Here is a 25,800-nt window from a genome sequence, read left to right as displayed (position 1 = left end):
GAGCGCCGAGGCGCTCGCCGGGGATGACGTCCGAGGTGGTGCCGATCAGGCAGCGGGCGGAGCCGCCGGCGGCGTCGTGCCGCCGTTGTTGTTGTTGTTCTTGTTGGCCTGCGGCAGCTTCTCGCCCGACGCGCGGAACGAGAGCACCGTGAAGACCGTCAGCGCGATGCCGGCGAGGAACAGCAGGTAGCCCGACCAGCCGGGACCGATGCTGTACCCGGAGATGTCAGGGCCACCGGGGAAGACGGCGCGCAGGATGAGCAGCAGGGTGCCGACACCGGCGAGCGCGGCGGCCGCGAGGTTCCACGGGACGCCGTCGGGCAGGTTCTCGCGCGCGAACGCCTTGACCGCGACGATCGCGGTGGCCACGATGACCAGGAGGATCCCGAGGGTCGCGTAGCTCGTCCACGCGTTGGTGCCGTCCGAGATGCTGACGCTGCCCGGACCGTCGAACGACACCGTGACGTAGCTGCTGATGAAGGACAGGATGAGGGCGAGCCCACCAGAGATCAGCGCACCCTGGTCGTACTTGCCGATTGACTTGAAGTCGGTGGCCATGTCGTTTTCTCCCAACGATGAGTGTGAACGACTCGAACCTAGTGGTCGCGAGCGCTCCAGAACAATCGTTTCGCCCCGTGTTGGCGCGGCTTTCGCACCCCGCACGGTGTGGTAGAAGACGGCCTGTACCCCGCTAGGCTCCCCGCATGACCGTGATCGCCCTCGTCCTGGCCGCAGCCGCCGGCCTCCTGCACGTCTTCATCTTCACGCTGGAGTCGCTGCGCTGGCGCGAGCCCAGCACGTGGCGGACGTTCGGCGTCGCGTCGCAGGCCGATGCCGACACCACGGCACCGCTGGCCTACAACCAGGGCTTCTACAACCTCTTCCTGGCGGTCGGCACGTTCGTCGGCATCGTCGTCGTGGCCGTCTCCGACACGCACGACCCGATCGGCTGGACGCTGGTCGTGTTCGCGTGCGGCAGCATGCTCGCGGCCGCCCTGGTGCTGCTCTCGACCGGCCTGTCGAACCTGCGTGCCGCCTCGATCCAGGGCGTCCCCGCGCTGCTCGCGGTCGCGACCGCGCTGGTGGCCGCCACCGCGTGAGCGTCGGCGCGCCCGGTTAGGGTGAGGCACGTGCTCAGAATCGCCACCGTCAACGTCAACGGCATCCGTGCCGCCCACAACAAGACCCGCGGCCAGTCGTCCGGGCTCAGCGAGTGGCTGGCCGAGCGCGGCGCCGACGTCGTCACGCTGCAGGAGGTGCGGGCCCCCGACGCGATCGTGCACGACATCCTCGACGACTCCGGCTACCACGTCGTGCACGCCGAGGCCGCCGCCAAGGGACGCGCGGGGGTCGCGGTGCTGAGTCGCACCGCACCGACCGCCCACCGCATCGGCAACGGCGACGAGTTCTTCGACGACGCGGGTCGCTGGATCGAGTCCGACATCGCGCTGCCCGACGGCTCGACCCTGACCGCCGTGTCGGCCTACGTCCACTCCGGCGAGGCCGGCACGCCGCGCCAGGAGGAGAAGTACCGCTTCCTCGAGCAGATGGCGACGCGGCTGGCCGAGATCCGCGCCGACGGCCACCACGCGGTGGTCACGGGCGACCTCAACGTCGGTCACACCCATCTCGACATCAAGAACTGGAAGGGCAACCAGAAGAAGGCCGGCTTCCTGCCCGAGGAGCGCGCCTACTTCGACCGCTTCCTCGGCGAGCTCGGCTGGGTCGACGTGCACCGCACGCTCGCCGGCGACGTGCCGGGCCCCTACACGTGGTGGTCGATGCGCGGCCAGGCCTTTGACACCGACACCGGGTGGCGCATCGACTACCAGATCGCGACGCCCGAGCTGGCCGCGACGGCCACGTCGGCCACGGTCGACCGGGCCGAGAGCTGGGCCGAGCGCTGGTCCGACCACGCGCCGCTCGTGGTCGACTACGACCTCTGACGATGACCGGCTCCCCCGGCCGTCTCGACCGTCGCCTCGGTCCGACCGGGGCGGTCGCGGTCGGCGCGAGCGCCATGATCGGCTCGGGACTGTTCGTCGTGCTGGGTCCGGCGGTCGCGGCCGCGGGTGACGCGGTCCTGCTCGCCCTGGCGATCGCCGCACTCGTCGCCGGGTGCAACGCGCACTCCACGGCACGGCTGGCGCGGCTGCACCCCGTGTCGGGCGGCACCTACGTCTACGGGCGCGAGCGCCTCGGACCGGGCTGGGGGCACCTGGCCGGGTGGGCGTTCGTGATCGGCAAGATCTCGTCGTGCGCCGTGATGGCACTCGCGGTGGGTACGTACGCCTGGCCCGAGCACCAGCGCCCCGTGGCCCTCGCGGTCGTCGCGCTCGTCACGCTCGTGAACCTCCGCGGCGTCGAGAAGTCCGCGGTGGCCGGCATCGCGATCCTCGGCCTGGTGCTCGCGGTCGTGCTGACGTCGGTCGTCCTGATGCTCGGCGCCCCCGGGGCCGTCGCGCGACCCGCCGAGGTCGGCACCGACGCACGGGGCGTGCTGCAGGCGGCCGGGCTGCTGTTCTTCGCCTTCGCGGGCTACGCGCGGCTCGCGACCCTCGGCGAGGAGGTGCGCGACCCCGTCCGAACGATCCCTCTGGCCATCGCGGTCGCCGTCGTGCTGGTCGTGGCGGTCTACGCCGTCTGCACCGTCGCCCTGCTGCACGCGCTGGGCACCGATCGTCTCGCGGCGTCCGCCCGTCCGTTCGTCACGGGCCTGCGGGCCGCGGGACACGGCGACGCCGTGCCGGTCGTGATCGGGGCGGCCGCACTGGCTGCGGCCGGTGCCCTGCTGTCGCTCGTGCTCGGCGTGTCGCGGACCGTGCTGGCGATGGCCCGCGACGGGCACCTGCCCCGGCGTCTCGCGGCCGTCGACCCGCGGCACCGGGTCCCCCGTGCCGCCGAGATCGCGGTCGCGGTCGTCGTCGCCACCACCGTGCTGCTCGGCGACCTGGCGACGAGCGTGGCGTTCTCGTCGTTCTGCGTGCTGGTCTACTACGCGGTCGCCAACTGCGCCGCGCTCACGATCCCGTCGTCGCCGGTGTCGCGTGTCGTCGCGGGCACCGGCCTGGCCGGGTGCGTCGTCCTGGCCGCGCTCCTGCCGTGGACGACGGCGGTGGTCGCCCTGGTCGTGCTCGCCACCGGAGCGGCGTCGTTCCGGGTGCGCACCGGCGCCTGGACGTGACGCACGAGACGCCGACAGATGCATAAGGTCCTGATACAGTTGGTTGCATGTTGCAACCACACCTCGCCGAGCTGGCACCCGTGCTCCGCGAGTTCGCGCTCTCGCTGGTGCGCGACGCCCCGCAGGACTCGCTGAGTCGTACGGCCGCCGCGACGCTGTCCGTCCTCGAACGGGGCGGCCCCCAGCGCATCACGACGCTCGCGACGCACGAGTCGGTGTCGCAGCCGGCGATGACCGGCCTCGTCCAGCGGCTCGAGGCCGCCGGACTCGTCTCGCGCGAGGCCGATCCCGTCGACGGGCGCGCCGCGCTCATCACGATCACCCCGGCGGGCTCGCACGAGCTCGCCGCGCGACGACAGGGTCACGAGGACGCGATCTCCGCGCGCCTCGGCCTGCTGTCGTCGTACGACCGCGCCCTGCTGGCCGCGGCCGCTCCCGCCCTCGTCCACCTCATGGAGTCACATGTCTGACACGACCGCCGGTCACACCGGCAGCACCTCCCTGTTCAACCAGCCCAAGGCCGTCTACGCCGTGGCGTTCGCCTGCGTCATCTCGTTCATGGGCATCGGGCTCGTCGACCCGATCCTGCCGGCGCTCAAGACCCAGCTCGACGCGACCGAGAGCCAGGTGACGCTGCTGTTCACGAGCTACCTGGTCGTCACCGCCGTCGCGATGCTCGCGACCAACTGGGTCTCGAGCCGCCTGGGTGCCAAGCGCACCCTGCTCACGGGCCTGCTGATCATCGTGATCTTCGCGGCGCTCGCCGGGTCGACCGACACGATCTCGGGCATCGTCGCGTTCCGCGCCGGCTGGGGTCTGGGCAACGCGCTGTTCATCGCGACGTCGCTGGCGGCGATCGTCTCGAGCGCGCGCGGCGGCTTCGCCGGCGCGATCATCCTGTACGAGGCCGCCCTGGGCCTCGGCATCGCGGCGGGTCCGCTCGTCGGCAGCGTGCTGGGCAACATCAGCTGGCGCGGTCCGTTCTTCGGCGTGGCGGCCCTCATGGCGATCGCCCTGGTCGCGACGTTTCTCCTGCTGCCGGCCACCCCGAAGCCCGAGCACCGGACGGCGCTCAGCGCCCCGCTCAAGGCCCTGACCCACCGCGGGCTGCTGACCATGAGCATCACGGCCCTGCTCTACAACTGGGGCTTCTTCACGATGCTCGGCTACGCCCCCTTCCCGATGGACCTGTCGATCACGGCGCTGGGCTGGGTGTTCTTCTGCTGGGGCATCCTGGTCGCGTTCTTCTCGGTGCTCGGCGCCCCATGGCTGCAGCGTCGCTTCGGCACCGCGGCGTCGCTGTACGGCTCGCTCCTGCTCTTCGCGGTCGACCTGGGCGTCATGGCCATCAGCCCGACCAACCAGACACTCATGATCGGCGCGGTCATCGCGGCCGGCATCTTCATCGGCATCAACAACACCCTGATGACCCAGGCCGTCATGATCGTCTCGCCGGTCGAGCGTCCCGTCGCCTCCGCCGCCTACGGCTTCGTGCGCTTCATCGGCGGCGGACTGGCGCCCTTCGCCGCGGGCAAGCTCGTCGAGCACCTCAACGTGCACGTGCCCTTCGCCCTGGCCTCGGGCACCGTGCTCGTCGCGATCGTGGTGCTCGCGAGCGGCCACCGCCTCCTGGCCGCGGCGGACGCCGGGCTCGACGAGGACGGGCACCACGCCGAGGACGTCGACGACGTGCAGGGAGAGGTCGCCGACGAGTTCGGCGGAGCCTCCGGCGCGATCGACGAGGTCGTCAACGCGCGGCGCTGACCCCCGGCACGACGAGAGGCGGCACGCACCCCCCGGTACGTGCCGCCTCTGACGGTGGGCCGGGCGTCCACCCCCTGATGGACGCCCGGCCGATCATGGGAGGGTCAGTTGAACCTGACCTTCATCGACGTCCCGCTCTCCTTCTGGACACGGATCGTGACACCGGCGGCCGGGAGCTTGACGCCGTGGTTCGGCAGCTCCTTGAACCAGTACTTCTTGGTGTCGTCGAACAGCGGCTTGGCGGCCTGGCCACGGATGTAGCTGGGCTTGCCGTCGGTGTGCAGGGTGAACGAGTCGGCCTTGTGCAGCGAGAAGGGCGCGTCGTACATCTGGACGCGGGCCCGCCAGGGGGCTCCCGTCGCGATGTTCGTGATCGGCGACGGGTTGGCGTCGATGATCAGGTTGCGTCCGGTTCCCGGGTGCACGTTGGTGTTGTTGTCCTGCTGGGAGGTGTCCCAGTAGGAGATGAGCAGACCGTGGCCGTAGGAGTAGTGCTCGGCGTAGTCCGGCTTGGTGTTCAGGAAGCCGAAGTTGTACGGTCCCGTCTGCAGGTACTTGTCGTACGAGACGTACGACCGGTGACCTGCGATGTAGTAGTTGTCGAACAGCTCCGTCGAGGTCGACCCGACGATCGAGAAGCCGTCGTACGTCCACGCGGGGCCGCCGGCCTCGGCGCCGTCGGTCAGCAGCGTCTGGCCACCGGCCGTGACCGCGAGGCCGTCGACGAACAGTCCGGCCTCGGCCACGCCGCCGTCGGTCTTGTACAGGAACCGCAGCTTGATCTTCTGGCCGTCGTACGCGCCGAGCGGCACGTTCAGATCGGCCCACGTGGCCTGCTCGCCGTCGATCGCCGGGTTGCCCGAGGCGTCGTCGGCGATCGCGGTGCCGCCGATCGTCCCGTCGAGGGACGTCCACGACGATCCGCCGTCGGTCGAGGCCTGGACGTACGCATAGTCGTAGCCCGCCTCGATCGCGTACCGGACCTTCGCCGTCAGCACCCCACCGGTCTTGCCGGTCAGGTCGACGTCGGTCGTCATGGTGTTGCTCAGGTCGTCGCCGGAGCCGGAGAAGAACTGCTTCGTGCCCGAGGCGGGCGCGCCGTTGTCCTTGCTGACCTCCTTCTTGGGCAGCACCACCACCGCGGCCTGCGCCTTCTTGGAGTTGTACTCCTGCGGGCCGAGCTCGAGCGTCTTCTTCTGCTTCGTCGCGATGGCCTCGTAGTCGAGCCAGCCGAGCTGCAGCTTGTTCCAGGCCCCGAGGTCGCCCGGACGGGTGCCGAGCGCCTCGCCCTTGGCGTTGAGCCGGCTCTGGGCCATCAGCGTCCAGTACTCACTGCTGTTGTCGCCGCCACCGCTGGTGTCGTAGTCGTCGGGCAGGCCGAGGTCGTGGCCGTACTCGTGGACGAAGACCGACAGGCCACCGTTCTCGGGCTGGGCCGTGTAGTCGCCGACCCACACGCCGGTGTTGCCGACCTGGGTGCCGCCGAGCTTGTTCTGCGACGGACCGGTCAGACCGGCGTCGGTGCCGAAGGCGTACCAGCGGTGCGACCAGATCGCGTCCTCACCCTGCTGCGGGTCGCCGTCGGCCTCGTCGCCGCCGGCGTGGACGATCTGGAAGTGGTCGATGTAGCCGTCGGGCTCGTTGAAGTCGCCGTCGCCGTCGAAGTCGTAGCGGTCGTACTTGTCGTACGACGCGATCGTGGCCTTGATCTGGGCATCGGTCTGGCCGGCCTTCTTCTGGTCGGCGACCCAGGCGGTCAGCGAGTCCTGGATCAGGTTCCAGACGGTGCGGTAGGACTCGTCACGGCCGTAGCGGGCCTCGTTGTAGGGCACCTTGACCCAGTCCTGCACCTGGCCGTCGACGGTGTACCGGCCCGACGACTGCGTCTCGTAGTACGTCTTGACCGACTCCTTGCCCTTGCCGGTGCCGAAGTAGAGGTCCTGGTAGTGCTGGCGGTCGTAGTCCTTCTGCCAGATCGTCGAGTTGTCCTTCGTGCGATCGGGCTCGGGGATCTGGTTGCGCAGCGGACCGTCGAAGGTCGTGGGACCGGGCACCGACGGGTCGGTGTCCTGGTCGGGGAAGTCGGGGTGACGCTGGTCGCCGAACTCCGCCAGGATCACGAAGATCTTGTCGGCGCGCTCCTGCTCGAGCTCGACGTACTGGTCCTTCTGCTTCTTGTTCTGGATGGCCTTCTTCTGCGTCTTGGAGGCCCGCTTGTTGGCCAGCGCCGCCGCATCGGCCGGGCTGTAGCCCTTGCCGACCTTGACGACCGAGGCGCCGTTCTTCTGGACCGCGGTGGCGTCTCCGTTGAGCACCGACGTCAGTCCCGCCTCGCGCAGGGCGCGCCGCTTCTGCTCGAGCGGGTTCGGCAGCTCGTCCTTGCCGACCTTCGTCGGCTGGTCGGTGGCGTTGGTCGGTGGTGCGGGTGCCGCCGAGCTCGGAGAGGCGTATGCCAGACCGAGTGAGGCTGCGAGTGTGAGGCCGACGAGGCCTGGGATCACACGCTTCACTGTTCCCCCTAGTTGAACTTCGCTGGTGTCGGTGTCGACGCGTCGGGACGGTTGCCCCGGTCGGTGCCGGGCACACCCTCGTGGGGCGCGCCCGGCGCGATCACGCCAACTTAGGCAACTTTCAGGAAGAACGGCAGTCTTGACTTTGACCCGGACGGACTATAGGCGCCTAGTTCTTTCGGACTAGACGCCGACGGCCGTCGATGACCTACGCTCGACCCATGCCCCGTATCGCTCCCACGATCGCCCGTGCCACCGCCCTCGTCGCCCTGCTCACGCTCGTCGCGATCGCGCCGGCCTCGGCCGTCAGCGCCAAGACGTACGAGAAGCAGGTCGTCGCGGCCACCAACGCGTTCCGCACCCACGAGGACCTCAGGACCGTCAAGCTCCGCCGGTGCCTCGACCGGTTCGCCAACGGCCAGGCCCGCTGGATGGCCGACCACGACACCCTCAAGCACCGCAAGGGCCGCCTCGAGAAGATGATGCGCTCGTGCAAGCTCGGGGCGGCGTCCGAGAACATCGCGTGGAACTACTCCACGGGTCGCAAGGCGGTCGCCGCCTGGGCCGCGTCGCCCGGTCACGCGGCCAACATGCGGGCACCGCGCATGCGGTGGATCGGCGTCGGGGTGGCGCGGTCCGACGACGGCGAGATCTACGTCGCGCAGGTGTTCGGCAGCCGCCGGTAGATCCCGCGTTCACCCAGAATTTTCATTCAGCGCGTTCGGCACCCCCCACAAACGCAGATCGGTGCCCTAGGCTTTGGCCAGTTGCACGACGTTGGGCCGTTTGAATGAATGAACACTTCTCTCGGGTACGAGTTTCTCGGGTGTCTAGTTCTTCTCGAAGGTTGGATGTACGTCGCGACAGCCGCTCGCGACGGTCGTGGGCGGCATCTCGCCAAGAGGAGTAGGACAATGGCAACAGGAACCGTCAAGTGGTTCAACGCTGACAAGGGCTTCGGATTCATCGCCCCTGACGACGGCAGCGAGGACGTGTTCGCGCACTTCTCCGCCATTCAGACGAGCGGCTACCGCTCGCTGAACGAGAACCAGAAGGTCGAGTTCGACGTCGAGCAGGGCCAGAAGGGCCTGCAGGCGGCGAACATCCGTCCCCTCTGACGCCATCGCCCACCGGCCGCGCCGGTGAGCACGACGAAGCCCCCGGAGCCCAGTGCTCCGGGGGCTTCCTCGTGTGCGCCCGAGGGAGAGCGCGGACTCAGGGGCGTCCGGCCTCGTCCCAGGCGTGGCGGACGAAGTCGGCGCCGTGCGGGGCGCTCAGGTAGCTCACGTCGCCGACGGGTCGCGGGGCGACCGGCGCCAGACGGGTGGCCGGGAAGCGACGCGAGGTCTCGGCGAGCTGACGCGAGTCGACGTCGAAGGCGGTCTCTTCCATGGCGGTCTCCCGGTGTCGCGGACGGTGGTCGGCGACGAGGTACCGACGCCTTTCATGAGGCTATCCTCATGTTTGCGTCGCGGGAAGGCCCTACCCGTGGGTAGTCTTCGCGACGTCCTCAGACCGTGACGCGCAGGATGCGGTCGTCGCCGGACGACGGGTCGCCGCGTCCGTCGGTGTTGCTGGTCGTGACCCACAGCGCGCCGTCGGGAGCCAGCGCGACGCTGCGGATGCGTCCGTGCTCCCCCGCGAGGTGCGCGACCGGCTCGCCGGCGGTCTCGCCGTCCAACGGGACCGCGAAGAGGCACTCGCCCTGCAGGGCGCCGATGAACGCGGTCGACCCCGTGATCGCGATGCCGGCCGGCGAGGCGTCGTCGGGGGCCCACGTGACGAGGGGGTCGACCAGGGCGCCGCCTCCCCCGGTGCCCTCGACGCCCGGCCAGCCGTAGTTGCCGCCCCGCCGGATCAGGTTCAGCTCGTCGGCGGACTTGTCGCCGAACTCGGCGGCCCACAGACGGCCGTCGGCGTCGAGCGCGAGGCCCTCGATGTTGCGGTGGCCGTACGACCACGTGCGGTTGTCGAAGGGGTTGTCGGGATGGGCCGCGCCGTCGGTGTCGATGCGCAGGACCTTGCCCGCCAGCGAGTCGCGGTCCTGGGCGAGACGCCCGTCGCCGGCGTCGCCGGTCGAGACGAACAGCGATCCGGACGCGTCGAACAACAGGCGCCCGCCGTGGTGTCGTGACCCGACCGGGATGCCCGTCAGGATCTCGACGGGCGAGCCCAGCCGATCCCCCCGCAGTCTCATGCGGACGACGCGGTCGTCGGTGCTGGTCGTGACGTACGCGAACACCGTGCCGTCGTCGCCCGGCGCGACGGCCAGCCCGAGGAGGCCTCCCTCGCCGCCGGGTCGACCCACCGATCCCGGCACCGCGCCGAGCTCGGTGACGGTCCCGTCGGTCGCGATGCGCACGATCGTGCCCTCGTCACGCTGCGAGACCAAGGCGTCCCCGGTCGAGAGGAAGGCGATGCCCCACGGCACGTTGAGGCCTGTCGCGACGGTGCCGGCGACGGTCGGCGTGCCGGCCGTCGGCGGGGCGCTGGGCACCGGGGACGCCGAGGGCGACGACGCCGTGCCCGCAGTCGTCGGCTCGGGTGCCGGACCGCCCCCGCCACCCCGGCTGCAGCCGACCAGCGCCGCGGCGCCGATCACGGCCAGGCTCGACAGGAAGGTGCGACGTTCGACGACTCGACGGTCCATGGACCGATCATGCCCGCGACGGCCAACCCTCGCCGAGCGAGGAGGACGGCCTGAGGCGTCGCCCGCCTCGTGCCGGGCGACGCCGTCAGGCCTCCGTGGCACCCTCGCGCTCGGCGGACCGACCGGGACTCCCTCCCTCGCAGGGGGTGCGTCATCCAGTCTGGACCGCAACCGGGAGTTACGTCGGCGATCGTCCGAACAGGTGCGGACGTACCAGTTCAGGCCAGCTCGCCGCGCATCTGCTGCAGGCGTGCGCGGTACTCGGTCGAGGCCAGGTGGTCGACGTTCAGCGGTGGGTCGAGCTCGTCGATCACGACGCGCGCCAGCTCGCGCAGCCCGTTGCCGTCGTCGACGCCCCACGTCGTGATCGAGAGGTGCTCGAGCATCCACTCGGTCAGCTTCGGGTCCTCGATCGACGTCATGCCGAGGTGGTCGCCCAGCACCGTCGCGAGCGTCATGCGGAACGTCGAGGCACGGGTGCGACCGTTGAGCTGAACCCGGTCGAGGTGGTCGCGCAGGTTGAGCACGGGATCGACGAGCGCGTGCCACGTGGACCCGCCGACCTCGCCGACGAACACCAGCCCGGGCCGGACCGGCAGACGCAGGCACCGGTTCAGGACACGTGCGCCGATCGGGTCGACGAGCCAGCCGTAGAGGCCCGGCACCTGCGGCAGCGTTGCCAGCTCGGTCGCGGGCACCGCGTTGCGCGGGTCGCCCAGGTGCTGCGTGATGATGGCACGGCGTCCGATGCCCGACACCGTCGCCAGCACCCGGTCGTCCTGCTCGACCACGACGTCGTCGTCAACGACGTCGACGTCCTCGTCCTCGTCCGGCACCTGGGTCTCGGCGGCAGGCTCCGTGTCGATCTCGTCGTCGACCACGACCTCCCCGGCGGCGGCGGGCGAGCCCGACGACACCGCCGCACCGGCGTCCTGCAGGCCGGCGAACAGCGGGCCGACGAAGGCATCGGGGGCGTCGACCCGCACGATCAGGCCGTCGAGCGACCCGACGAGCGACTGCAGCCGCGCCACGACCCACGACGCCCACACGACCCGGTAGGCCGGGTCCATGTCGGCCATCGTGCGCGAGTCGGGCGACATCCACTCGTTGGGCGCGAGGAGACCGTGCTCGGCCGACAGCACGAACCACTCCGAGCCGCTCAGCTCGGCGTCGAGACGGCTGAGCTGGAAGGACACCTCGCGGTAGACCTCCTTGGCGGGGGCCGGCACGTTGACCCGGTCGCCGATGCTGCCCAGCAGGACGACGTCGGGCGTCGGCGGCTCGTCGTCGAAGGTGCTCGCGGCCGGACCGGCCGAGGTCGAGGGCGCGTCGTCGACGCCCGCCTCGGCGTCGGGGACCGGGGCGTCAGGGACGGGGCCGTCGTCGGGCGGCAGCGGGTGGTGTCCGGTGCCGGACATCTTGATGCGGCTCGGCGACGGGTAGGCGGCGTCGGGGTCCTCGCCGCGCTCGGGCAGCGGGATCGGCGAGTACTCGCCACGGGCGACGCGGCGGAAGATCGGCGAGCGAGCGGCGAACTGCACGTGCTTGGCGCGGCCCCCCTCGGTCATGCCGATCAGGTGGGCTCGGATCGTCGCCTCGTTGACGTCGGGATAGCTCTCGGCGAACCAGCCGCGCACGTCGTCGTACCGGAAGACGTCGGGCATGGCATCGGCACACTCGTGCATGATCTGCCACACCGGCCTGTCGTACTTCACGACCCGCTCCGTCCCCGAGTCGAGACGTCCCGACCGTCTGAGTTCATTCCCACAGACGTGGAGAGCCCTCGTCCCGGCGCGCATGACGGCGATCCGCGGACTTTCTCCACCGGGAATGTCCACGCCCCGGCGACCGTTGACACCCCGGTACAGATCTTCGGACGAGAGGCAATCATGAGCACCGTCACCCTGACCCAGGAATCCATCGACGACGTCATCGGAGCCGAGGGCATCACGCTCGTCGACTGGTGGGCGTCGTGGTGCGGCCCGTGCCGGCAGTTCGCACCGGTCTTCGAGGCCGCGAGCGAGAAGCACGAGGACGTCGTCTTCGGCAAGATCGACACCGAGGACCAGCAGCAGCTCGCCGCCGCCGCACAGATCTCGTCGATCCCGACCCTGATGGCGTTCCGCGACGGCGTGCTGGTGTTCTCGCAGCCGGGCGCGCTGCCCGCCGCGGGCCTCGAGCAGGTCATCCAGGCCGTGCGCGACCTCGACATGGACGACGTCAAGCGACAGGTCGCCGAGCAGGAGGCCGCCGAGGCGGCCGGCGCTCCCCAGTCCGAGTGACGCCCTAGGCCCACCCGTTGACCGACACGAGGTCGGTCAGCGGGCGGGCCACGGCCCACCCGGTCTCCTCGAGCATCGGGCGGTCGTAGAACTCCTCGACCGGGCCGAGGCACAGCACCGCGACGGGCTCGCTGCCCACGGGCATGCCCAGCAGCCGGCGCAGGTCGTCCGGCTCGAACAGCGACACCCAGCCCATCCCGAGGCCCTCGGCCCGGGCGGCGAGCCACAGGTTCTGGATCGCGCACGCCGCCGAGGCGAGGTCCATCTGCGGCATGGTGCGTCGCCCGAACACGTGCCGCTCGCGGTCGTCGCCCAGCGCGACGACCAGCAGCTCGGCGCACTCGAGCACGCCCTCGACCTTCAGCCGCATGAACTCGTCGGACCGCTCCCCCAGCGCCTCGGCGGTGCGCTCGCGCTCGACCTCGACGAGCCCGTGGATCGCGACCCGCAGCCCGGGGTCGGTGACGCGGATGAACCGCCACGGCTGCATCAGCCCGACGCTGGGCGCGTGGTGCGCCGCGGTCAGCAGCCGCACCAGGACGTCGTCGTCGACGACACCGCCGACGAAGTGCCGCATGTCGCGGCGCTGGGCGATGACGCGGTGGACCGCGGCGCGGTCGGGGTCCGAGTAGGCGTGGTCGTGCACGACACCAGCGTCACACGAGCGGGTCGTCGACCCGACGCTCAGGTGGCCTCGGCGTACTCCGTGGCCGTCCGGGCGACCTTGCGGGCGTACTCGCCGCTGTTGTTGTAGGTCAGCACCGCGCGTGACCACCCTGCCGAGCTGCTGAGGTCGGTGCCGGCCCGGCACAGGTAGCGGGCCGCGGCGAGCGCGGCGTCGTCGATGTCGTGCGGGTCGACGCGGCCGTCGCCGTCGCCGTCGGCCCCCCAGGTGCTCCACGTGGTCGGGATGAACTGCATCGGCCCGACGGCCCGGTCCCACCGGGTGTCGCCGTCGAGGCGTCCGCCGTCGGTGTCGCGGATCGCCCGGTTGCCTCCGCTGCCGTCGAGCGGCACGCCGATGATGAGCGGTCGGGCGACGCCCTCGGCGTCGAGGCGCGCACCCCCGAACGCGCCGTGGCTGCTCTCGGACGAGCCGATGCCCGCCAAGGTGTTCCACGCGATGCGGCACGTGGCGTCGTCGCGCTCGACGGTCTGCGCCGCCGCGACGTAGGCGGTCAGGGCCCGCCGCGGGATGCCGGTCGACCGCGACACCTGGCGCAGCTGCTCGGGCGTCGGGGTCGCGGCGACGGGTGGCACCTCGGCGGCAGGGGGCCCGGCGCTGCGCGAGCCCGTGCCCGTCGTCACCAGCCCCGCGACGATCACCAGGACGATGATCGCGGCAGGCACGGCGACGGCCAGGACGACCGAGGTGGAGGAACGAGTCACGTCGCCATTCTCCCGACCCGGACCAACCCGGCCGTCGCCCCTCGAGCAGTCCTCGTCAGACCGAGACGAACGACCGCATGCTGATCGAGCCCATGTCGATCGAGTCGTTGAAGAAGCGGATGTCCTCGCCGTCCTCGAGCAGGCTCAGCGCCGCGACCATCGGGCGGTAGTGGTCGTCGGTCGGCACGGCGATGCGCGCCTCGGCCCACGTGCCGTACGGGTCGAGCAGCTTGCCGATCTGCCGCTCGCGCAGGGCCACGGCGGTGTCGGCGTCGAACTGCTCGGCCCAGTCCCACGCGGCGCCGCCGTCCCACCGGGCCCGGCCCAGCGCGTGGACGATGTTGCCGCTGCCGATGAACAGCACGCCGCGACGGCGCATCGCCCGCAGACGTCCGTAGAGCTCGTACAGCTGCGGCAGGGGCATCGAGTAGTCGATGCTGATCTGCAGCACCGGCACCTCGGGCGCGGGTGCGATGAACTTCAGGACGCTCCAGGTGCCGTGGTCGAGGCCCCACTGCTGGTCGAGCGCGGCCTCGTACTCGACGAGCTGGCGGGCCAGCAGCCGCGCGACGTCGGTGTCGCCGACCGTGTCGTACCGGACGCGCGAGAGCTCGTCGGGGAAGCCGCCGAAGTCGTAGATGATCGGGTTGCGCGGGGCGTCGGTGATGTGCGTCGCCCCGGGCGTCAGCCAGTGCGCACTGACCACGACAATCGCCTGGGCCGGCGGCAGCTCGGTGCCCAGGTGCGTCCACGTGCGCGTGTACGCGTTGTCGGAGATCGCGTGCATGGGGTTGCCGTGGCCCACGAACATGACCGGCATGAGGGCGCTGGGCGCCAGGCGGTTGTCGAGGTCGGAGATCGAGTAGGTGGCCATGACGCATCCCTTGACTAGTTGATGGTTCAATCATATCACCATCGCGGTCCCTCCTGCCGACGAAACCGGTCGGGCATCCGCGGCGACCCCGTCTCGCCCGCGGGACGCTCCGCGACCTCACGGCGCGCACGGGCGACGGCCGCCTCGGCCTCGGGCCGGCCGCACGACGAGCCGAGCCGTGGGAGCAGACGCCCCACGAGGCTGATCTGCGTGCGCGCCTCGCCGTTCGACGCGGGCAACCACGTCTCGTGGACGAAGCTGGGCAGGCAGCACGCGAGCTCGTCGACGCCGAAAAGCGTCCAGAACGCACCCGTCTGGTGGAACTGTCGCTCGGACTCGAGCAGGACGGCGCAGTGGCTGCCCAGCCCGAGCGTCATGTCGGCCGTGTCGAGGAAGTCGTAGAGGCGCGACCGCACCCGGTCGTAGCGGCGTGCGGTGGCGGTCGAGCGCCCCTCGGCCTCGGCGCGGAAGAAGTCGTCGATCAGCGGCCAGCCCGGCTCGTCGTGGTCCATGCCTCGACTCAAGCAGCCGGGTCCGACACAAGCGTCAGTCGAGCGCGTCCAGCACGCCCGCGGTGAAACCGTCGAACGTGACCCGGTCGGGCGAGGCCGGCCGGGCACCGAGGCGCACCGCGACGACGCCCTCGCTCGGCACGACCGCGACGTACTGGTTGCCGTAGCCCAGGGCCCAGAACGCGTCGAATGGGACGTTCGGGGCGATCCGACCCGCGTAGGGCTCGCGGTCGACCGCGAAGCCCGCCTGCCGCCTGATCTCGACGACGCGACCTGTCGCGTTGGTCCACCACAGCAGCCCGTACGCGGCGTTGTCGGCCGACGACGGCGTCGTGATCTGGCGGACGAGGTCGGACGACACCAGCTGGCGGCCGTCCCACCGGCCCTCGTTGAGCATCAGGTGACCCACGCGGGCGAGGTCGAGGCACGTCGACGTGGCGCCCGAGTACGTCAGCGCGTTGCCGGCGCCGTCGCGCCCCCACGCGGTGTCGCGCATGCCGAGCGGGCCCAGCAGGCGGTCGTCCGCCATCGCGACGACGTCGCCGCCCGGGGCCGCGTCGTCGAGGACGTCCTCGAGCGTCTGCGCCGCGGCGTTGTCGTACACCCACCGCTCCCCCGGCGGCCGCTCCTGCGCGGCGGCCACGGCGAAGCCGGTCTGGTCGGTCGTGGCGCGGATCATCTGCCGGTCGGCGGCCTCGCTCCAGCGGCGGCCCGAGGTCATCGACAGCAGGCTGCGCACCGTGACGTCCGCGGCGCCGGTGCCGGCGGCCCGCCAGCGCTCGACCTGCCGGGCCGCCGGCGCGTCGAGGTCGAGGTCGCCGTCGTCGACCTGCTGGCCGGCCAGCAGGGCCGTCAGCGACTTGGTGATCGAGTAGATCCGCCCGCCCGTCCGCTCGGCGCCGCCGTTGAAGTAGGCGTCGTGCACCAGACGACCGTCCTTGACGACGGCGACGCACGTCGACCCGTCGCGCCGCAGCTCGGCGTCGAGGTCGGACCAGTCACCCTCGTCGGCCCGCTGCCACGTGCGGCCGGGGAAGACCGCGGGCTCCGCGGGTGACGGCGTCGTCGTGGCCGGCGCGGCCGGGGCGGCCGGGGCAGGCGATGACGTCGGGGCGGCCGGCGTGGCGGGCGTCGCGGGCTCGTCGACCGGCCCCGAGCAGGCCGCCGCCGTCGCGAGCGTCGCGACGACCAGCCCAGCGCGCACCTTCACGAGTCCAGCGTGCCAGACCGGACCGGACCGGACGAGCCTGTCAGCGCGGGAGCCGGATGCGGATCGGGCCCTTGGCGGTGGACGGGTCGACGACCGAGCCCTTCTGCGTGATCTCGACCTCGCCGCGGTCGACGAGGCGCCGCGCCGCGCGCCGCACGGGCTCCATCAGCGGGCGCCAGTCGTCGGGCGCGACGGCCCGGGCGACGTCCGACGGGCAGATCGTCGACGTGCGCGCACGGCTCGCCAGCATCTCGAGCACGCGACGCTCGAGGTCGACGTCCTGCGACGTCACACCGCGCCGTCGACAGGCCTGGCTGCAGTACTTCACGTCGTCCCAGTCGCGCGCCCACTTCTTGCGCCACTCGATCGTGCGACCGCACGCGGCGCAGGTCTTGGACTCGGGAGACACCCGTCCAGCGTGCACCGGGCGCGGCCGGACGGCATCTCGTCCACCGTCGTGACGCTCACCACCCGACCTCGACGAGTGCTCCTTGGACCCGTGCGCGACAATGGAGGGATGCCTGCTGCGACGGATCTGCGCCTCCTGCTGCGCCATCCGGTGGAGTTCGTGGCGGGTGCCACGCCCGCGGAGTCGCGCTTCGTCTTCCACACCCCCGACGGCGACGAGACCGCGACCGCCAACGAGGCCATCGGCGCGCTCAGCCAGGGCATCCGGGTCATGTCGGCCGACAAGTCGGTGCGCGCGTGGGCGACCCCCGCGATCCTCGCGCTGCGCATCATGGCGCGAGGTGCCCTCGGCTCCCCCGACGCGACCGAGCTCAACCAGCTGCAGAACGCGGGCGCCGCGATCGGCCCCAACGCGGGCGCCGGCCAGGCCGCCATCTCCGCGTTCCTGCGGGCCCTCGAGGTCGACGCTCCCGAGGCCGCGTCCACGCCGCAGCGCCAGGCGTACGTCTCGCCCAAGGCCGCGCCGCAGCGCACCCGCGAGACGACGTTCTCGTGGTCGCTGATCGTCACGTTCCTCGAGGAGCCGACACCCGACCAGGCCGCGGTCGTGCGGCTGCGGGTCCACCCGCGCGCCGGCTCGTGGGGCGCCTTCGACGCCGGCGACCTGTTCAACGGCTCGTCGCACCCCATGGCGCAGGACGCCAAGGAGCCCACCGCGGCGATGCTGCGTCGCATCGAGGTGTGGTGGTCGCCCGCCGAGACCCTGCGCGACCCGCACGCGCGCGGCGCGGTGACGGTCGGCCCCGACGCGCTCGCCCGCCTCGGCGACCGCAGCCTCGCCCCGACGCTCATGGCCAACCGCATCGAGGTGCGCTGGCCGCCCGAGCTCGTGCGCGAGCTGTCGACGACCGCCGTCGTCAGCCGGCGCGAGACACCCGGCTCCGACCGCCCGTCGGCCTTCACCCACGGCCAGCTGTTCAGCTTCGACTGGCAGGTCGCCCTCGGCGACGACGTGCTGTCGGCCGCCGAGCTCGACCAGCTCGCCCAGTCGCAGACCGGACTGCTCCGGCTGCGCGACCGGTGGGTGTTCGTCGACAAGGCGCGGCTGCACCGTGTCCTCGACCAGCGCACCCACGACATCTCGGCGATCGAGGCGCTGCGGGCCGCCGTCACCGGCGAGCTCGAGATCGACGGCCGCCGCACCGAGGTCGACACGGTCGGGTGGCTCGAGGACGTCCGACGACGCCTGGCCGTCCAGGACCGCGACATCGCCCCGGCCGTCCAGCCCGGCGACCTCGACGGCCACCTGCGCGACTACCAGCTGCAGGGCCTGCGCTGGATGACCCAGCTCGTCGACCTGGGGCTCGGTGGCATCCTCGCCGACGACATGGGCCTGGGCAAGACCGTCATGCTGATCGCGCTGCACCTGCAGCGTGCCGTCGACACCACCGCCCCGACGCTCGTCGTGTGCCCCGCCTCGGTGCTCGGCAACTGGGAGCGCGAGATCCAGCGCTTCGCCCCCGACGTGCCCGTGCGCCGCTACCACGGTCCGGGCCGCTCGCTCGAGGACGTCAAGGAGGGCTTCCTCGTCACGACGTACGCCACGATGCGCGCCGACGTCATCGAGCTGTCCGAGCACGAGCCCGGCTGGGGCCTCGTCGTGGCCGACGAGGCGCAGAACATCAAGAACCCGCACGCCCGCACGGCCAAGGCGCTGCGCGACGTCCCTGCCGTCGCACGTCTGGCCCTGACCGGCACGCCGGTCGAGAACAACCTCTCCGAGCTGTGGGCGATCCTCGACTGGACGACGCCGGGCCTGCTCGGCACGTACGAGCAGTTCCGTCGCACGTGGTCGCGCGACATCGAGTCCCGGCGCGACCCCGAGAAGGCCACCGGGCTGTCGCACCTCATCCGGCCGTTCGTGCTGCGCCGGCGAAAGTCCGATCCCGGCATCGCCCCTGAGCTGCCGCCGAAGATCGAGACCGACCACCGCATCAACCTGACCCGCGAGCAGGTCGGGCTGTACGAGGCCGTCGTGCGCAGCACCATGGCGCAGATCGAGCAGGCGCAGGGCATCCAGCGTCGCGGGCTCGTCGTCAAGCTGCTGACCCAGCTCAAGCAGATCTGCAACCACCCCGCGCAGTTCCTGCGCGAGCCCGAGACCAAGCTCGTCGGGCGCTCGGGCAAGCTCGGCGTGTTCGACGACCTCGTCGACGAGATCGTGTCCGAGGAGGGCGCGACGCTCGTCTTCACGCAGTACGCCCAGATGGGACGCCTGCTGACGCGCCGGCTCGACGAGAAGAAGATCGCCAACCAGTTCCTGCACGGCGGCACGACGGTGCGCGGGCGCGAGAAGATGGTGCGGCAGTTCCAGGGCGGCGAGGTGCCGGTGTTCGTCCTGTCGCTGAAGGCCGCTGGCGTGGGTCTCAACCTGACGCGGGCCGATCACGTCATCCACTACGACCGCTGGTGGAACCCCGCCGTCGAGGACCAGGCGACCGACCGCGCGCACCGCATCGGTCAGACCAAGAACGTCCACGTGCACCGGCTCATCAGCGAGGGGACGATCGAGGAGTCGATCGCCGAGCTCATCCGCTCGAAGCGCTCACTCGCCGACGCCGTCGTCAACGGCGGCGAGGGCGCGCTGACCGAGCTGTCGGACGCCGCGCTGGCCGATCTCGTCCGCCTCAAGCACTAGACGCTGCCCGCCGATCGGCTCAGGTGAGGCACGTCCGCAGCTGGTCGAGGCGGTAGAAGTACGGGTTCGACGCCGACGGGGTGCACGAGGCGTTGAACTGCACGGGCTGCTCGTTCACGCGCATGGTCACCAGCACCTCGCCGCCGGCGTTGCGGTACGCCGCCCACTCGATGTTGCTGGCCAGGCGTCCTGCGACCGACCCACGCCACGGGTTGCTGCCGTACGAGAACGTGCGCGACGCCTGCTTCTGGCTGCCGGGCGCCTTGATCAGCGCCGCGAACGGCATCGTGACCTCGCCGTGCGCGAGCCGGAACACCGCGGCGGTGTCGCCGCCGGCGACGCGCCGGTCGAGCGCGGCGAAGAAGTCGTCGAGCACGGGCCGCGCTTGGCGGTACGTCGTGCTCTGGCCCGACACCCCCGGACCGAAGCGGTAGAACGTCCGCGCGTCGGTCGCCTCGGCGAGCCGCCGGGCCGCCTGCAGCGGCACGAACTCCGCGAACGTCACGCGGGTGTCGCCGGCCATGCCGGCGGCCGTCGAGTACAGCAGGTGCAGGTCGAGGGCCGCGCCGACCGGGTCGGCCAGGCGCTTGACGTACGACGGTCGGTACGCCCGCAGCAGCACCTGCCGCGCGGCGGCCTTGACCGACGAGCGCCGCTGCGCCTTCGCGATCGCCGCGCGCCCCTTGCTCGTCGAGCCCTCCTCGATCAGCAGGTCGCGGTTGACGGTGCGCGCGGACGTCCGCAGACCCGGCACGACCGACTCGAGGCCCTGCCGCAACGAGACGGCGCTCTGCTTGGTGCGGTAGACGGGGCTGGTCTGCATCGCGACCTTCTCACCCCTGGCGGCCGAGGCGCTCAGGAAGCCCGCGTAGCTCGTGGCCGTCCGTCGTCCGATGCCTCGCCACTCCTGCTTGCCGACCGAGCTCAGGTTGCCGTATCCGAGCTTCTTCTCGGCCCGCTGGAACGTGCGGATGCGGTCGTCGAGCGTCCGGCCGCGCGTCGTCAGGTCGCCTCGACGCGCGGCGCCCCTCCAGACCGCGAGCGCGCGCTTCTCGGCGCCGCTGCTGGTCAGCGAGCGGGCCCCGTGGCGTCCGACGTTCTCGACGAAGAACAGGTCGTAGCCGGTCGGCGGGGCGACGACCTGGGTGGACGCGGGGTCACCGTACGGCTGCTGGTTGGCGTAGGCGCCGGTCGGCCCGTCGGCGGCGTGGGCCGACGACAGCGGCAGCGTCACCGCCACGAGGGCCGTGGCAGTGACGAGGACCGAGGCGGAGGCCGTGAGGCGGGATCGCATGCGGCCCACCCTATGCCTCGGTCGCCCCGGGAACGCGACGCTCAGGCGAGGCAGCGCTCGAGCTCGGCCGGACGGTAGAAGTACGGCACCGTCTCGCGGCACCGGCTCGCGAGCCGGACGGGCTGCTCGTTGTGCCGCACCGTCACCAGGGCCCGCCCACCGCCGTCCTGGTAGGCGGCCCACTCGATGGTGCCGCCCAGGCGTCCGGCGACGTAGCCGCGCCACGGGTTGTCGGCGTACGAGAACGTCCGGTCGGCGGGCACCTGGACGTCGCTGCCGGGCAGCCCCAGCAGCGCCGCGAACGGCATCGTCGTCTCGCCGTGCGCCAGCCGGAACACCGCGGCGGTCGACCCGCCCGCCAGGCGCTCCTCGAGCGACGACAGGAAGTCCTCCAGCAGCGGACGGGCCGCGGCGTACGAGCTGTCCTCGCCCTCGACGCCCGGCCCGAACTGGTAGAAGTTCTCGGCGTCGACGGCCGACCCCAGCACGGCCGCGTCGTCGAGCGGGACGTACGGCGCGAACGTCACGGGCGTCTCGGCCGCCAGCCCCGGGGCGGTCGAGTACAGCAGGTAGACGTCGAGGGCCGCGGCGACGGGGTCGTCGATCGTGGCGACGAACCCGGGCGCGTACATGACCTCGAGCAGGTCGGTCGCCGCGGCCACGACGTCGGGGCGGGTCATGGCCCGCTCCGTCGCGCGGTTGCCGGACGACGAGGCGCCGTTGCCGATCAGCAGGCGCGGCGCGTCGGTGACGTACTCGCCGACGTCGAGACCCGGCACGACGGAGTCGAGGCCCTCGCGCATCGCATCGGCGCTCTCGACCGTCCGCTGCACCGGTGACGTCTTGAACACGACGCCGTCGCCCGTGGCGGCGGCACCGGCGAGCAGGTCCCGGTACACCGTCGCGGTGCGGCGGCCGATGCCCTGCCACTCGAGGGCGCCGATCTCGCTGAGGTTGCCGTAGCCGATGCGCTGCTCGGGCTTCTGGAACGCCGCGACGTCGGCGGCGAACCCCTCGCCCGTGTCGGTGACCTGCCCCGCCTCCTTCGCGCGGGTCCAGATCGCGAGCGACCGTCGCTCGCGCGCCGAGCTCGTGAGGGTGCGAGCCCCGTGACGGCCGACGGTCTCGACGAACGTGAGCCGGTAGCCGTCGGGGGCCTGCCGGATCGCCGAGCTGGCGGCGTTGCCGTAGGGCGTCTGGTTGGCGTAGTGGTCGGCGTCGATCGTCGTCTCGGCCTGCGCGGTCGCGGTGACGGTCGCGAGGATCGCGATGAGCTGGGTGAGGAACGAGCCAATCATCGACGTCAGCGTACGACGCCCCGCCCGGCCACCCCGTGCGATCGACGCCCGCGCCGGCAGAGTTCACCGACGGTTCACGAGCCCTTCCCGACCCTCCTGAACCGGCCCCGCCTGACCCCGCGAGCCCGTAGTCTTGGCCGGTGCTCCGACCCCCCGCTCGCGGCCGCACGGCCGTCCCCCGCGCGCTGACGCTGCTCGTCGCCTGCGTCGTCGCCTTCGCGTTCGTGCCGTCCCCCGCCTCGGCGAAGTCCGACCCCCGGCTGACCCGCGCGTTCTACGCCGACTCGGCGTCGTCCGCGGCGGTCGCCGCCAAGGGCGACCGGCGCTTCTCGACGCTCGCGCGGACGCCGCAGGCGTACTGGGCGACCGACCACCTGCCGGTCTCGAAGGTCAAGAAGGCCGTCCGCTCGTACGCCCAGCGGGCCGTCAGGAAGAAGCGCACCCCCGTCGTCGCGGTGTACGCGATCCCGGCCCGCGACTGCGGCCAGCACTCGGCCGGGTCGTTCGACGCCCCGACGTACCGCCGTTGGGTGAGCCGGCTCGCCGCCGGCCTCAAGGGCACCAAGGCGATCGCGGTGCTCGAGCCCGACGCCCTCGCGATGCTCGGCCAGTGCGACGCGCAGGGCGACCGGACGGGTCTGCTGCGCTATGCCACCACGAAGCTCAAGCGGGCCGGCGTGTGGGTCTACATCGACGCCGGCCACTCCAGCTGGACGGCACCGGCGGTGATGGCCGAACGACTGCGGGCGTCCGGCATCACGTCGGCCCGAGGCTTCTCGACCAACGTCGCCAACTTCCGCAGCACGGCCGACGAGGTCGCGTACGGCAACGAGGTCGTCGCGCAGCTCACCGCCCAGGGCGTCCGGGGCAAGAAGTTCGTCGTCGAGACCGCGCGCAACGGTGCCGCCACCGCGGCCGGCGACTTCTGCAACCCCGTCGGGGCCCGCGTCGGCAGCAAGCCGCGCATGGTGCGACAGGGCAGTCTCGACGCCTACCTGTGGGTCAAGCACCCCGGCGAGTCGGACGGCCCCTGCAACGGCGGACCCAACGCCGGGTCGTGGTGGGCCGCGGGCGCGCTCGCGCTGCTCGGACGCTAGTCGTGCGGCAGCGTCGCGCGCTGCTCGCCGCGGTCGTCGTCCTCGCGCTGACCGTCGCCCAGCTGGCCGTCGGGGCCCTCGCGGGTCTCGAGCAGTACGACGGCAAGGGCTTCGGCTACCGTCTCGCGGTCTACCCCGTGCTGATGCTCCTGCTGCCGGCCGTCTGGTGGTGGCGGACGCGTGACGCGTCGGCGCTGCCCTGGGGCGCGTTCGCGCTGGTGATGGCGCCGTTCCTGGTCGACGTCACCGGTAACACCCTCGATCTCTACGACTCGATCGAGGCGTGGGACAACGTCAACCACTTCGCCAACTGGCTCCTGCTGCTGTGGGGCAGCGGCCTGCTGCTCGCCCGCGCCGACGTGCGTCCGAGGTGGCTGCTCGTCGTCGCGATCACGGGTCTCGGCGCGGTCCTCGCGATCGGCTGGGAGCTCGGCGAGTGGTACACGTTCATCCGCCGCGGCACCGAGCTCGACGGAGCGTACGAGGACACCCTCAGCGACGAGCTGCTCGGCACACTCGGCGCGTTCGTCGCGGCGATGATCGTCGAGCGCACGACGCGCCGCTCGTGACCCGGGGGGCGCGGGGTCAGCGGTCCTTGCGGTCGGCCACGATCGCGGCGACGTTGAGGCTCGCCCACGTCAGGGTCGCGCCCAGCACCTTGGCCTTGGCGGTCTTGGTGCGCGCCTCGGGGGTCAGCAGGGCCGCGTCGGAGAGGTCGAGCACGACGCGGGCGATCATCGCGTGGTCACGGGCCAGCGGCGACGGGGCGAGCAGCGCCAGCGCGCTGAGCGCGAGGTCGCGGGGGCCGAACATGCGGGCCACCAGGTCGTACTCGGGCTGCTTGAGCGGGCTCTTGGTCAGCGCGGTGCCGAGGTGGCGCGGCTTGGCGAGCGCGAACACCGCGTATCCGGCGGTCGCTGCGGACATGATGTGGCTGTAGCTCGGCGTCATGACTCGACGCTAGGGCCGTACCGGCGCGACCGCACGTCCGCGGGCGTCAGGAGACCAGCGGATAGGCGACGAACAGGGCGGCCGCGCCCGCCGCGCCGATGGCGTACGTCGTCGACTTCAGCACCGCACCGAAGCGCGGACGCAGCTTCGTGATGCTCTGCAGGCCGAGGAAGACGCACGCCAGCGGCATCAGCAGCCAGCAGAAGCCCCAGGCGTCGAAGACGTCGTCGGGCCACTCGATGCCGCCGGCGGCCGCGACCGCGGCCACGAGCGTGACGTACAGCGGGAACAGCATCGGCAGCGATCCGCGCAGGGCGGCGCCGGCGGCCCGCCGCAGACCGCGTCGCATGTCGGCGTCGACCAGTCGTCCCGCCCGCGGCTGACCGACGGGCGGCCCGTTGACCAGGCCGAAGAACGTGCCCCGCCGCAGGAGCAGCAGCACCGTCGCGATGATGACCGCCAGCATCCACCACGCCGCGGCGTCGGAGTCCTGCATCGCGGGCGGCCGGTAGTCGAACGGCACGAACGAGGTCGTCAGCCACACCAGCCCCGGCACCAGCGCGACGACGAACGCGCTGAGCGCCAGGCCCGTCGCGAACGTCTGCAGCTTGCTGACCCGGGTGACCAGGTCGGCCGCCGGCTCGCGCGGCGCGTGGGGCGCGTGACCGGTCGAGTCGACCGACAGCGGACGGGGGAACGACGGCTCGCGGTGCACCTCGGTGCCCGGCACCACCGGGCGTGCCATGACGTCAGGCTCTCCCCCGACGTCGGCCAGCGCGGCGTGCATCTCGTGCACCGTCTGGTAGCGCTCCGCGGGCTCGACCGCCATGGCCTTCGCGACCACGGCGGCCAGCCCGGCGGGGACGTCGGGGTTGAGCGCCCTCGGGTCGGGCCGCGGGTGGTTGCGGTGCGCCAGCAGCTGGGCGGCCATCGTCCCCTCGAAGGGCGGCCTGCCCGTCAGGCACTCGTACAGCAGGCACCCGACGGAGTAGATGTCGCTGCGCTCGTCGGCGCGACCGTCGAACTGCTCGGGCGCCATGTAGTGCGGGGTGCCGGCGACCGTCGCGGTGGCGTCGGACGCCGCCCGCGCGATGCCGAAGTCGACGATCTTGACGGCTCCGTCGTTGGTCACCAGCACGTTCGCCGGCTTGATGTCGAGGTGCAGGATGCCGGCCTGGTGGCACGCGGCGAGCCCCTCGAGCACGCCGCGCACGACGATGACCGACCGCAGGCTCGGCCCGCGCAGCGACAGCAGGTCCTTCAGCGACGTGCCCTCGACGAGCTCCATCACGAGGTGCGGGGTGATCTCGCCGTCGCCGTCGGCCATGTGCACCAGGTCGTGCACCGTCACGACGTGCGGGTGCGACACGCGAGCCAGCGTCGCGACCTCGCGGGTGATGCGCCGCATCGCGCGCGGGTCGTCGGCCAGGAAGTGCGAGAACCGCTTGATCGCGACCTCGCGGTGCAGCTGACCGTCCCGGGCCCGGAACACCACCCCGTGGTTGCCGGCCCCGATCCGTCCGAGCAGCTCGAACCGCTGCTCGACGGGGACCGTCGCGGGGCCGGTGGCCGGCTGCATGACCGGCTGGGTCGCCAGGGGGTCGGGCGTCATGCGCTTCCTCCTGCTCCGGCTCGACGATCGGGACACCTCGACGGTACGGCGTCCGGGTCCATTCTCC

General features: G+C 71.8%; 26 protein-coding genes. 11 read left to right on the top strand and 15 right to left on the bottom strand.

The genetic code is table 11. The annotated features are described in order from the left end of the window. Positions 1-45: 45 nt before the first annotated feature. The gene (locus ASD10_RS10500; RefSeq protein WP_056608006.1) at positions 46-558 is read right to left on the bottom strand and encodes a hypothetical protein; all 513 of its coding nucleotides are present in this window, start codon (positions 556-558) and stop codon (positions 46-48) included. A 146-nt stretch (positions 559-704) separates the two neighbouring features. Between ASD10_RS10500 and ASD10_RS10495 the strand changes: the two genes are divergently transcribed. From ASD10_RS10495 to ASD10_RS10475, 5 genes are read left to right on the top strand one after another with little or no spacing between them, the layout of a single operon-like run. Continuing rightward, positions 705-1,100, top strand: a complete 396-nt coding sequence (locus tag ASD10_RS10495) for a DUF1304 domain-containing protein (protein ID WP_056608004.1) — start codon at positions 705-707, stop codon at positions 1,098-1,100. A gap of 30 nt (positions 1,101-1,130) precedes the next feature. After that, the gene (locus tag ASD10_RS10490; protein ID WP_200938219.1) at positions 1,131-1,946 is read left to right on the top strand and encodes an exodeoxyribonuclease III; all 816 of its coding nucleotides are present in this window, start codon (positions 1,131-1,133) and stop codon (positions 1,944-1,946) included. A gap of 2 nt (positions 1,947-1,948) precedes the next feature. Beyond that, a complete protein-coding gene (locus tag ASD10_RS10485) occupies positions 1,949-3,184 on the top strand; it encodes an APC family permease (RefSeq protein WP_056608000.1) in 1,236 nt (411 codons plus the stop codon). A 47-nt stretch (positions 3,185-3,231) separates the two neighbouring features. Beyond that, positions 3,232-3,654, top strand: coding sequence for a MarR family winged helix-turn-helix transcriptional regulator (locus ASD10_RS10480; protein WP_082556144.1), 423 nt, complete (start codon positions 3,232-3,234; stop codon positions 3,652-3,654). Next, positions 3,647-4,948 (top strand): MFS transporter, encoded by a 1,302-nt coding sequence (locus ASD10_RS10475; RefSeq protein ID WP_056607997.1) that lies wholly within the window; start codon positions 3,647-3,649, stop codon positions 4,946-4,948. The genes ASD10_RS10480 and ASD10_RS10475 overlap by 8 nt, the downstream gene beginning before the upstream one ends. Positions 4,949-5,052: 104 nt before the next feature. Here ASD10_RS10475 and ASD10_RS10470 read toward each other — a convergent pair whose 3' ends face one another. Then, positions 5,053-7,458, bottom strand: coding sequence for an immune inhibitor A domain-containing protein (locus tag ASD10_RS10470; protein WP_056607995.1), 2,406 nt, complete (start codon positions 7,456-7,458; stop codon positions 5,053-5,055). Positions 7,459-7,679: 221 nt separating this feature from the next. Here ASD10_RS10470 and ASD10_RS10465 point away from each other — a divergent pair, with 221 nt between their 5' ends. Together ASD10_RS10465 and ASD10_RS10460 are read left to right on the top strand one after the other, a co-directional pair. Next, positions 7,680-8,144, top strand: coding sequence for a CAP domain-containing protein (locus ASD10_RS10465; protein WP_056607993.1), 465 nt, complete (start codon positions 7,680-7,682; stop codon positions 8,142-8,144). A gap of 228 nt (positions 8,145-8,372) precedes the next feature. Further along, on the top strand, positions 8,373-8,576 hold the full coding sequence (locus ASD10_RS10460) for a cold-shock protein (RefSeq protein WP_056607991.1): 204 nt from the start codon (positions 8,373-8,375) through the stop codon (positions 8,574-8,576). A gap of 97 nt (positions 8,577-8,673) precedes the next feature. On the opposite strand, the gene ASD10_RS18805 is transcribed toward ASD10_RS10460, so the two are convergent. The 3 genes from ASD10_RS18805 to ASD10_RS10450 form a co-directional block, all read right to left on the bottom strand. Then, complete coding sequence (locus ASD10_RS18805) at positions 8,674-8,850, bottom strand: hypothetical protein (RefSeq protein ID WP_157432545.1); 177 nt, start codon at positions 8,848-8,850, stop codon at positions 8,674-8,676. Positions 8,851-8,968: 118 nt separating this feature from the next. Continuing rightward, on the bottom strand, positions 8,969-10,108 hold the full coding sequence (locus ASD10_RS10455; protein ID WP_056607990.1) for a sorbosone dehydrogenase family protein: 1,140 nt from the start codon (positions 10,106-10,108) through the stop codon (positions 8,969-8,971). Between the two features lie 218 nt (positions 10,109-10,326). After that, positions 10,327-11,823: a DUF6884 domain-containing protein gene (locus ASD10_RS10450; RefSeq protein WP_056607988.1), complete on the bottom strand. Its 1,497-nt coding sequence runs from the start codon at positions 11,821-11,823 to the stop codon at positions 10,327-10,329. A 174-nt stretch (positions 11,824-11,997) separates the two neighbouring features. Between ASD10_RS10450 and trxA the strand changes: the two genes are divergently transcribed. After that, positions 11,998-12,390, top strand: coding sequence for a thioredoxin (trxA, locus tag ASD10_RS10445; protein ID WP_056607986.1), 393 nt, complete (start codon positions 11,998-12,000; stop codon positions 12,388-12,390). Positions 12,391-12,394: 4 nt separating this feature from the next. Here the strand turns inward: trxA and bluB are convergent, their stop codons facing one another. From bluB to ASD10_RS10415, 6 genes are read right to left on the bottom strand one after another with little or no spacing between them, the layout of a single operon-like run. Then, complete coding sequence (gene bluB / locus ASD10_RS10440) at positions 12,395-13,036, bottom strand: 5,6-dimethylbenzimidazole synthase (protein ID WP_056607984.1); 642 nt, start codon at positions 13,034-13,036, stop codon at positions 12,395-12,397. A gap of 38 nt (positions 13,037-13,074) precedes the next feature. After that, entirely contained in the window at positions 13,075-13,779 is a 705-nt protein-coding gene (locus tag ASD10_RS10435; protein WP_056607983.1) for a lytic murein transglycosylase, read from the bottom strand. Positions 13,780-13,834: 55 nt separating this feature from the next. Continuing rightward, complete coding sequence (locus ASD10_RS10430; RefSeq protein ID WP_056607980.1) at positions 13,835-14,653, bottom strand: dioxygenase; 819 nt, start codon at positions 14,651-14,653, stop codon at positions 13,835-13,837. A 35-nt stretch (positions 14,654-14,688) separates the two neighbouring features. Beyond that, positions 14,689-15,165: a hypothetical protein gene (locus ASD10_RS10425; RefSeq protein ID WP_056607978.1), complete on the bottom strand. Its 477-nt coding sequence runs from the start codon at positions 15,163-15,165 to the stop codon at positions 14,689-14,691. 34 nt (positions 15,166-15,199) lie between these two features. Beyond that, on the bottom strand, positions 15,200-16,375 hold the full coding sequence (locus ASD10_RS10420) for a serine hydrolase (protein ID WP_056607977.1): 1,176 nt from the start codon (positions 16,373-16,375) through the stop codon (positions 15,200-15,202). A gap of 40 nt (positions 16,376-16,415) precedes the next feature. Then, positions 16,416-16,784 carry a DUF2256 and DUF3253 domain-containing protein gene (locus ASD10_RS10415; protein ID WP_200938217.1) on the bottom strand — a complete coding sequence of 123 codons (369 nt, stop codon included), beginning with the start codon at positions 16,782-16,784 and terminating at the stop codon, positions 16,416-16,418. 108 nt (positions 16,785-16,892) lie between these two features. Here ASD10_RS10415 and ASD10_RS10410 point away from each other — a divergent pair, with 108 nt between their 5' ends. Further along, positions 16,893-19,481: a DEAD/DEAH box helicase gene (locus ASD10_RS10410; protein WP_056607973.1), complete on the top strand. Its 2,589-nt coding sequence runs from the start codon at positions 16,893-16,895 to the stop codon at positions 19,479-19,481. A gap of 19 nt (positions 19,482-19,500) precedes the next feature. Here the strand turns inward: ASD10_RS10410 and ASD10_RS10405 are convergent, their stop codons facing one another. Together ASD10_RS10405 and ASD10_RS10400 are read right to left on the bottom strand one after the other, a co-directional pair. After that, positions 19,501-20,775 (bottom strand): histidine-type phosphatase, encoded by a 1,275-nt coding sequence (locus ASD10_RS10405; protein WP_056607970.1) that lies wholly within the window; start codon positions 20,773-20,775, stop codon positions 19,501-19,503. 41 nt (positions 20,776-20,816) lie between these two features. Further along, positions 20,817-22,073: a histidine-type phosphatase gene (locus ASD10_RS10400; RefSeq protein ID WP_056607969.1), complete on the bottom strand. Its 1,257-nt coding sequence runs from the start codon at positions 22,071-22,073 to the stop codon at positions 20,817-20,819. Between the two features lie 140 nt (positions 22,074-22,213). On the opposite strand from ASD10_RS10400, the gene ASD10_RS10395 reads away from it, so the two are divergent. Both ASD10_RS10395 and ASD10_RS10390 read left to right on the top strand, forming a co-directional pair. Continuing rightward, on the top strand, positions 22,214-23,170 hold the full coding sequence (locus ASD10_RS10395; RefSeq protein ID WP_056607966.1) for a glycoside hydrolase family 6 protein: 957 nt from the start codon (positions 22,214-22,216) through the stop codon (positions 23,168-23,170). A 2-nt stretch (positions 23,171-23,172) separates the two neighbouring features. Next, the gene (locus tag ASD10_RS10390) at positions 23,173-23,739 is read left to right on the top strand and encodes a hypothetical protein (RefSeq protein ID WP_056607964.1); all 567 of its coding nucleotides are present in this window, start codon (positions 23,173-23,175) and stop codon (positions 23,737-23,739) included. A gap of 16 nt (positions 23,740-23,755) precedes the next feature. Here ASD10_RS10390 and ASD10_RS10385 read toward each other — a convergent pair whose 3' ends face one another. Together ASD10_RS10385 and ASD10_RS10380 are read right to left on the bottom strand one after the other, a co-directional pair. Continuing rightward, complete coding sequence (locus tag ASD10_RS10385; RefSeq protein WP_157432544.1) at positions 23,756-24,097, bottom strand: hypothetical protein; 342 nt, start codon at positions 24,095-24,097, stop codon at positions 23,756-23,758. 70 nt (positions 24,098-24,167) lie between these two features. Beyond that, complete coding sequence (locus ASD10_RS10380; protein WP_056607959.1) at positions 24,168-25,733, bottom strand: serine/threonine-protein kinase; 1,566 nt, start codon at positions 25,731-25,733, stop codon at positions 24,168-24,170. Positions 25,734-25,800: the final 67 nt, after the last annotated feature.

The organism is Aeromicrobium sp. Root472D3 (assembly GCF_001426485.1).
Classification (GTDB): Bacteria; Actinomycetota; Actinomycetes; order Propionibacteriales; family Nocardioidaceae; genus Aeromicrobium.
Note: the sequence above shows the minus strand (reverse complement) of the source record. Positions and strands in the feature narration are given on the sequence as shown.

What these genes read in the sequence shown, in the direction of transcription:
- ASD10_RS10500 (WP_056608006.1), bottom strand. Translation starts at nt 558, where the DNA reads ATGGCCACCGACTTCAAGTCAATCGGCAAGTACGACCAGGGTGCGCTG.
- ASD10_RS10495 (WP_056608004.1), top strand. Translation starts at nt 705, where the DNA reads ATGACCGTGATCGCCCTCGTCCTGGCCGCAGCCGCCGGCCTCCTGCAC.
- ASD10_RS10485 (WP_056608000.1), top strand. Translation starts at nt 1,949, where the DNA reads ATGACCGGCTCCCCCGGCCGTCTCGACCGTCGCCTCGGTCCGACCGGG.
- ASD10_RS10480 (WP_082556144.1), top strand. Translation starts at nt 3,232, where the DNA reads ATGTTGCAACCACACCTCGCCGAGCTGGCACCCGTGCTCCGCGAGTTC.
- ASD10_RS10475 (WP_056607997.1), top strand. Translation starts at nt 3,647, where the DNA reads ATGTCTGACACGACCGCCGGTCACACCGGCAGCACCTCCCTGTTCAAC.
- ASD10_RS10465 (WP_056607993.1), top strand. Translation starts at nt 7,680, where the DNA reads ATGCCCCGTATCGCTCCCACGATCGCCCGTGCCACCGCCCTCGTCGCC.
- ASD10_RS10460 (WP_056607991.1), top strand. Translation starts at nt 8,373, where the DNA reads ATGGCAACAGGAACCGTCAAGTGGTTCAACGCTGACAAGGGCTTCGGA.
- ASD10_RS18805 (WP_157432545.1), bottom strand. Translation starts at nt 8,850, where the DNA reads ATGGAAGAGACCGCCTTCGACGTCGACTCGCGTCAGCTCGCCGAGACC.
- ASD10_RS10455 (WP_056607990.1), bottom strand. Translation starts at nt 10,108, where the DNA reads ATGGACCGTCGAGTCGTCGAACGTCGCACCTTCCTGTCGAGCCTGGCC.
- trxA (WP_056607986.1), top strand. Translation starts at nt 11,998, where the DNA reads ATGAGCACCGTCACCCTGACCCAGGAATCCATCGACGACGTCATCGGA.
- ASD10_RS10430 (WP_056607980.1), bottom strand. Translation starts at nt 14,653, where the DNA reads ATGGCCACCTACTCGATCTCCGACCTCGACAACCGCCTGGCGCCCAGC.
- ASD10_RS10425 (WP_056607978.1), bottom strand. Translation starts at nt 15,165, where the DNA reads ATGGACCACGACGAGCCGGGCTGGCCGCTGATCGACGACTTCTTCCGC.
- ASD10_RS10410 (WP_056607973.1), top strand. Translation starts at nt 16,893, where the DNA reads ATGCCTGCTGCGACGGATCTGCGCCTCCTGCTGCGCCATCCGGTGGAG.
- ASD10_RS10405 (WP_056607970.1), bottom strand. Translation starts at nt 20,775, where the DNA reads ATGCGATCCCGCCTCACGGCCTCCGCCTCGGTCCTCGTCACTGCCACG.
- ASD10_RS10400 (WP_056607969.1), bottom strand. Translation starts at nt 22,073, where the DNA reads ATGATTGGCTCGTTCCTCACCCAGCTCATCGCGATCCTCGCGACCGTC.
- ASD10_RS10385 (WP_157432544.1), bottom strand. Translation starts at nt 24,097, where the DNA reads ATGTCCGCAGCGACCGCCGGATACGCGGTGTTCGCGCTCGCCAAGCCG.
- ASD10_RS10380 (WP_056607959.1), bottom strand. Translation starts at nt 25,733, where the DNA reads ATGACGCCCGACCCCCTGGCGACCCAGCCGGTCATGCAGCCGGCCACC.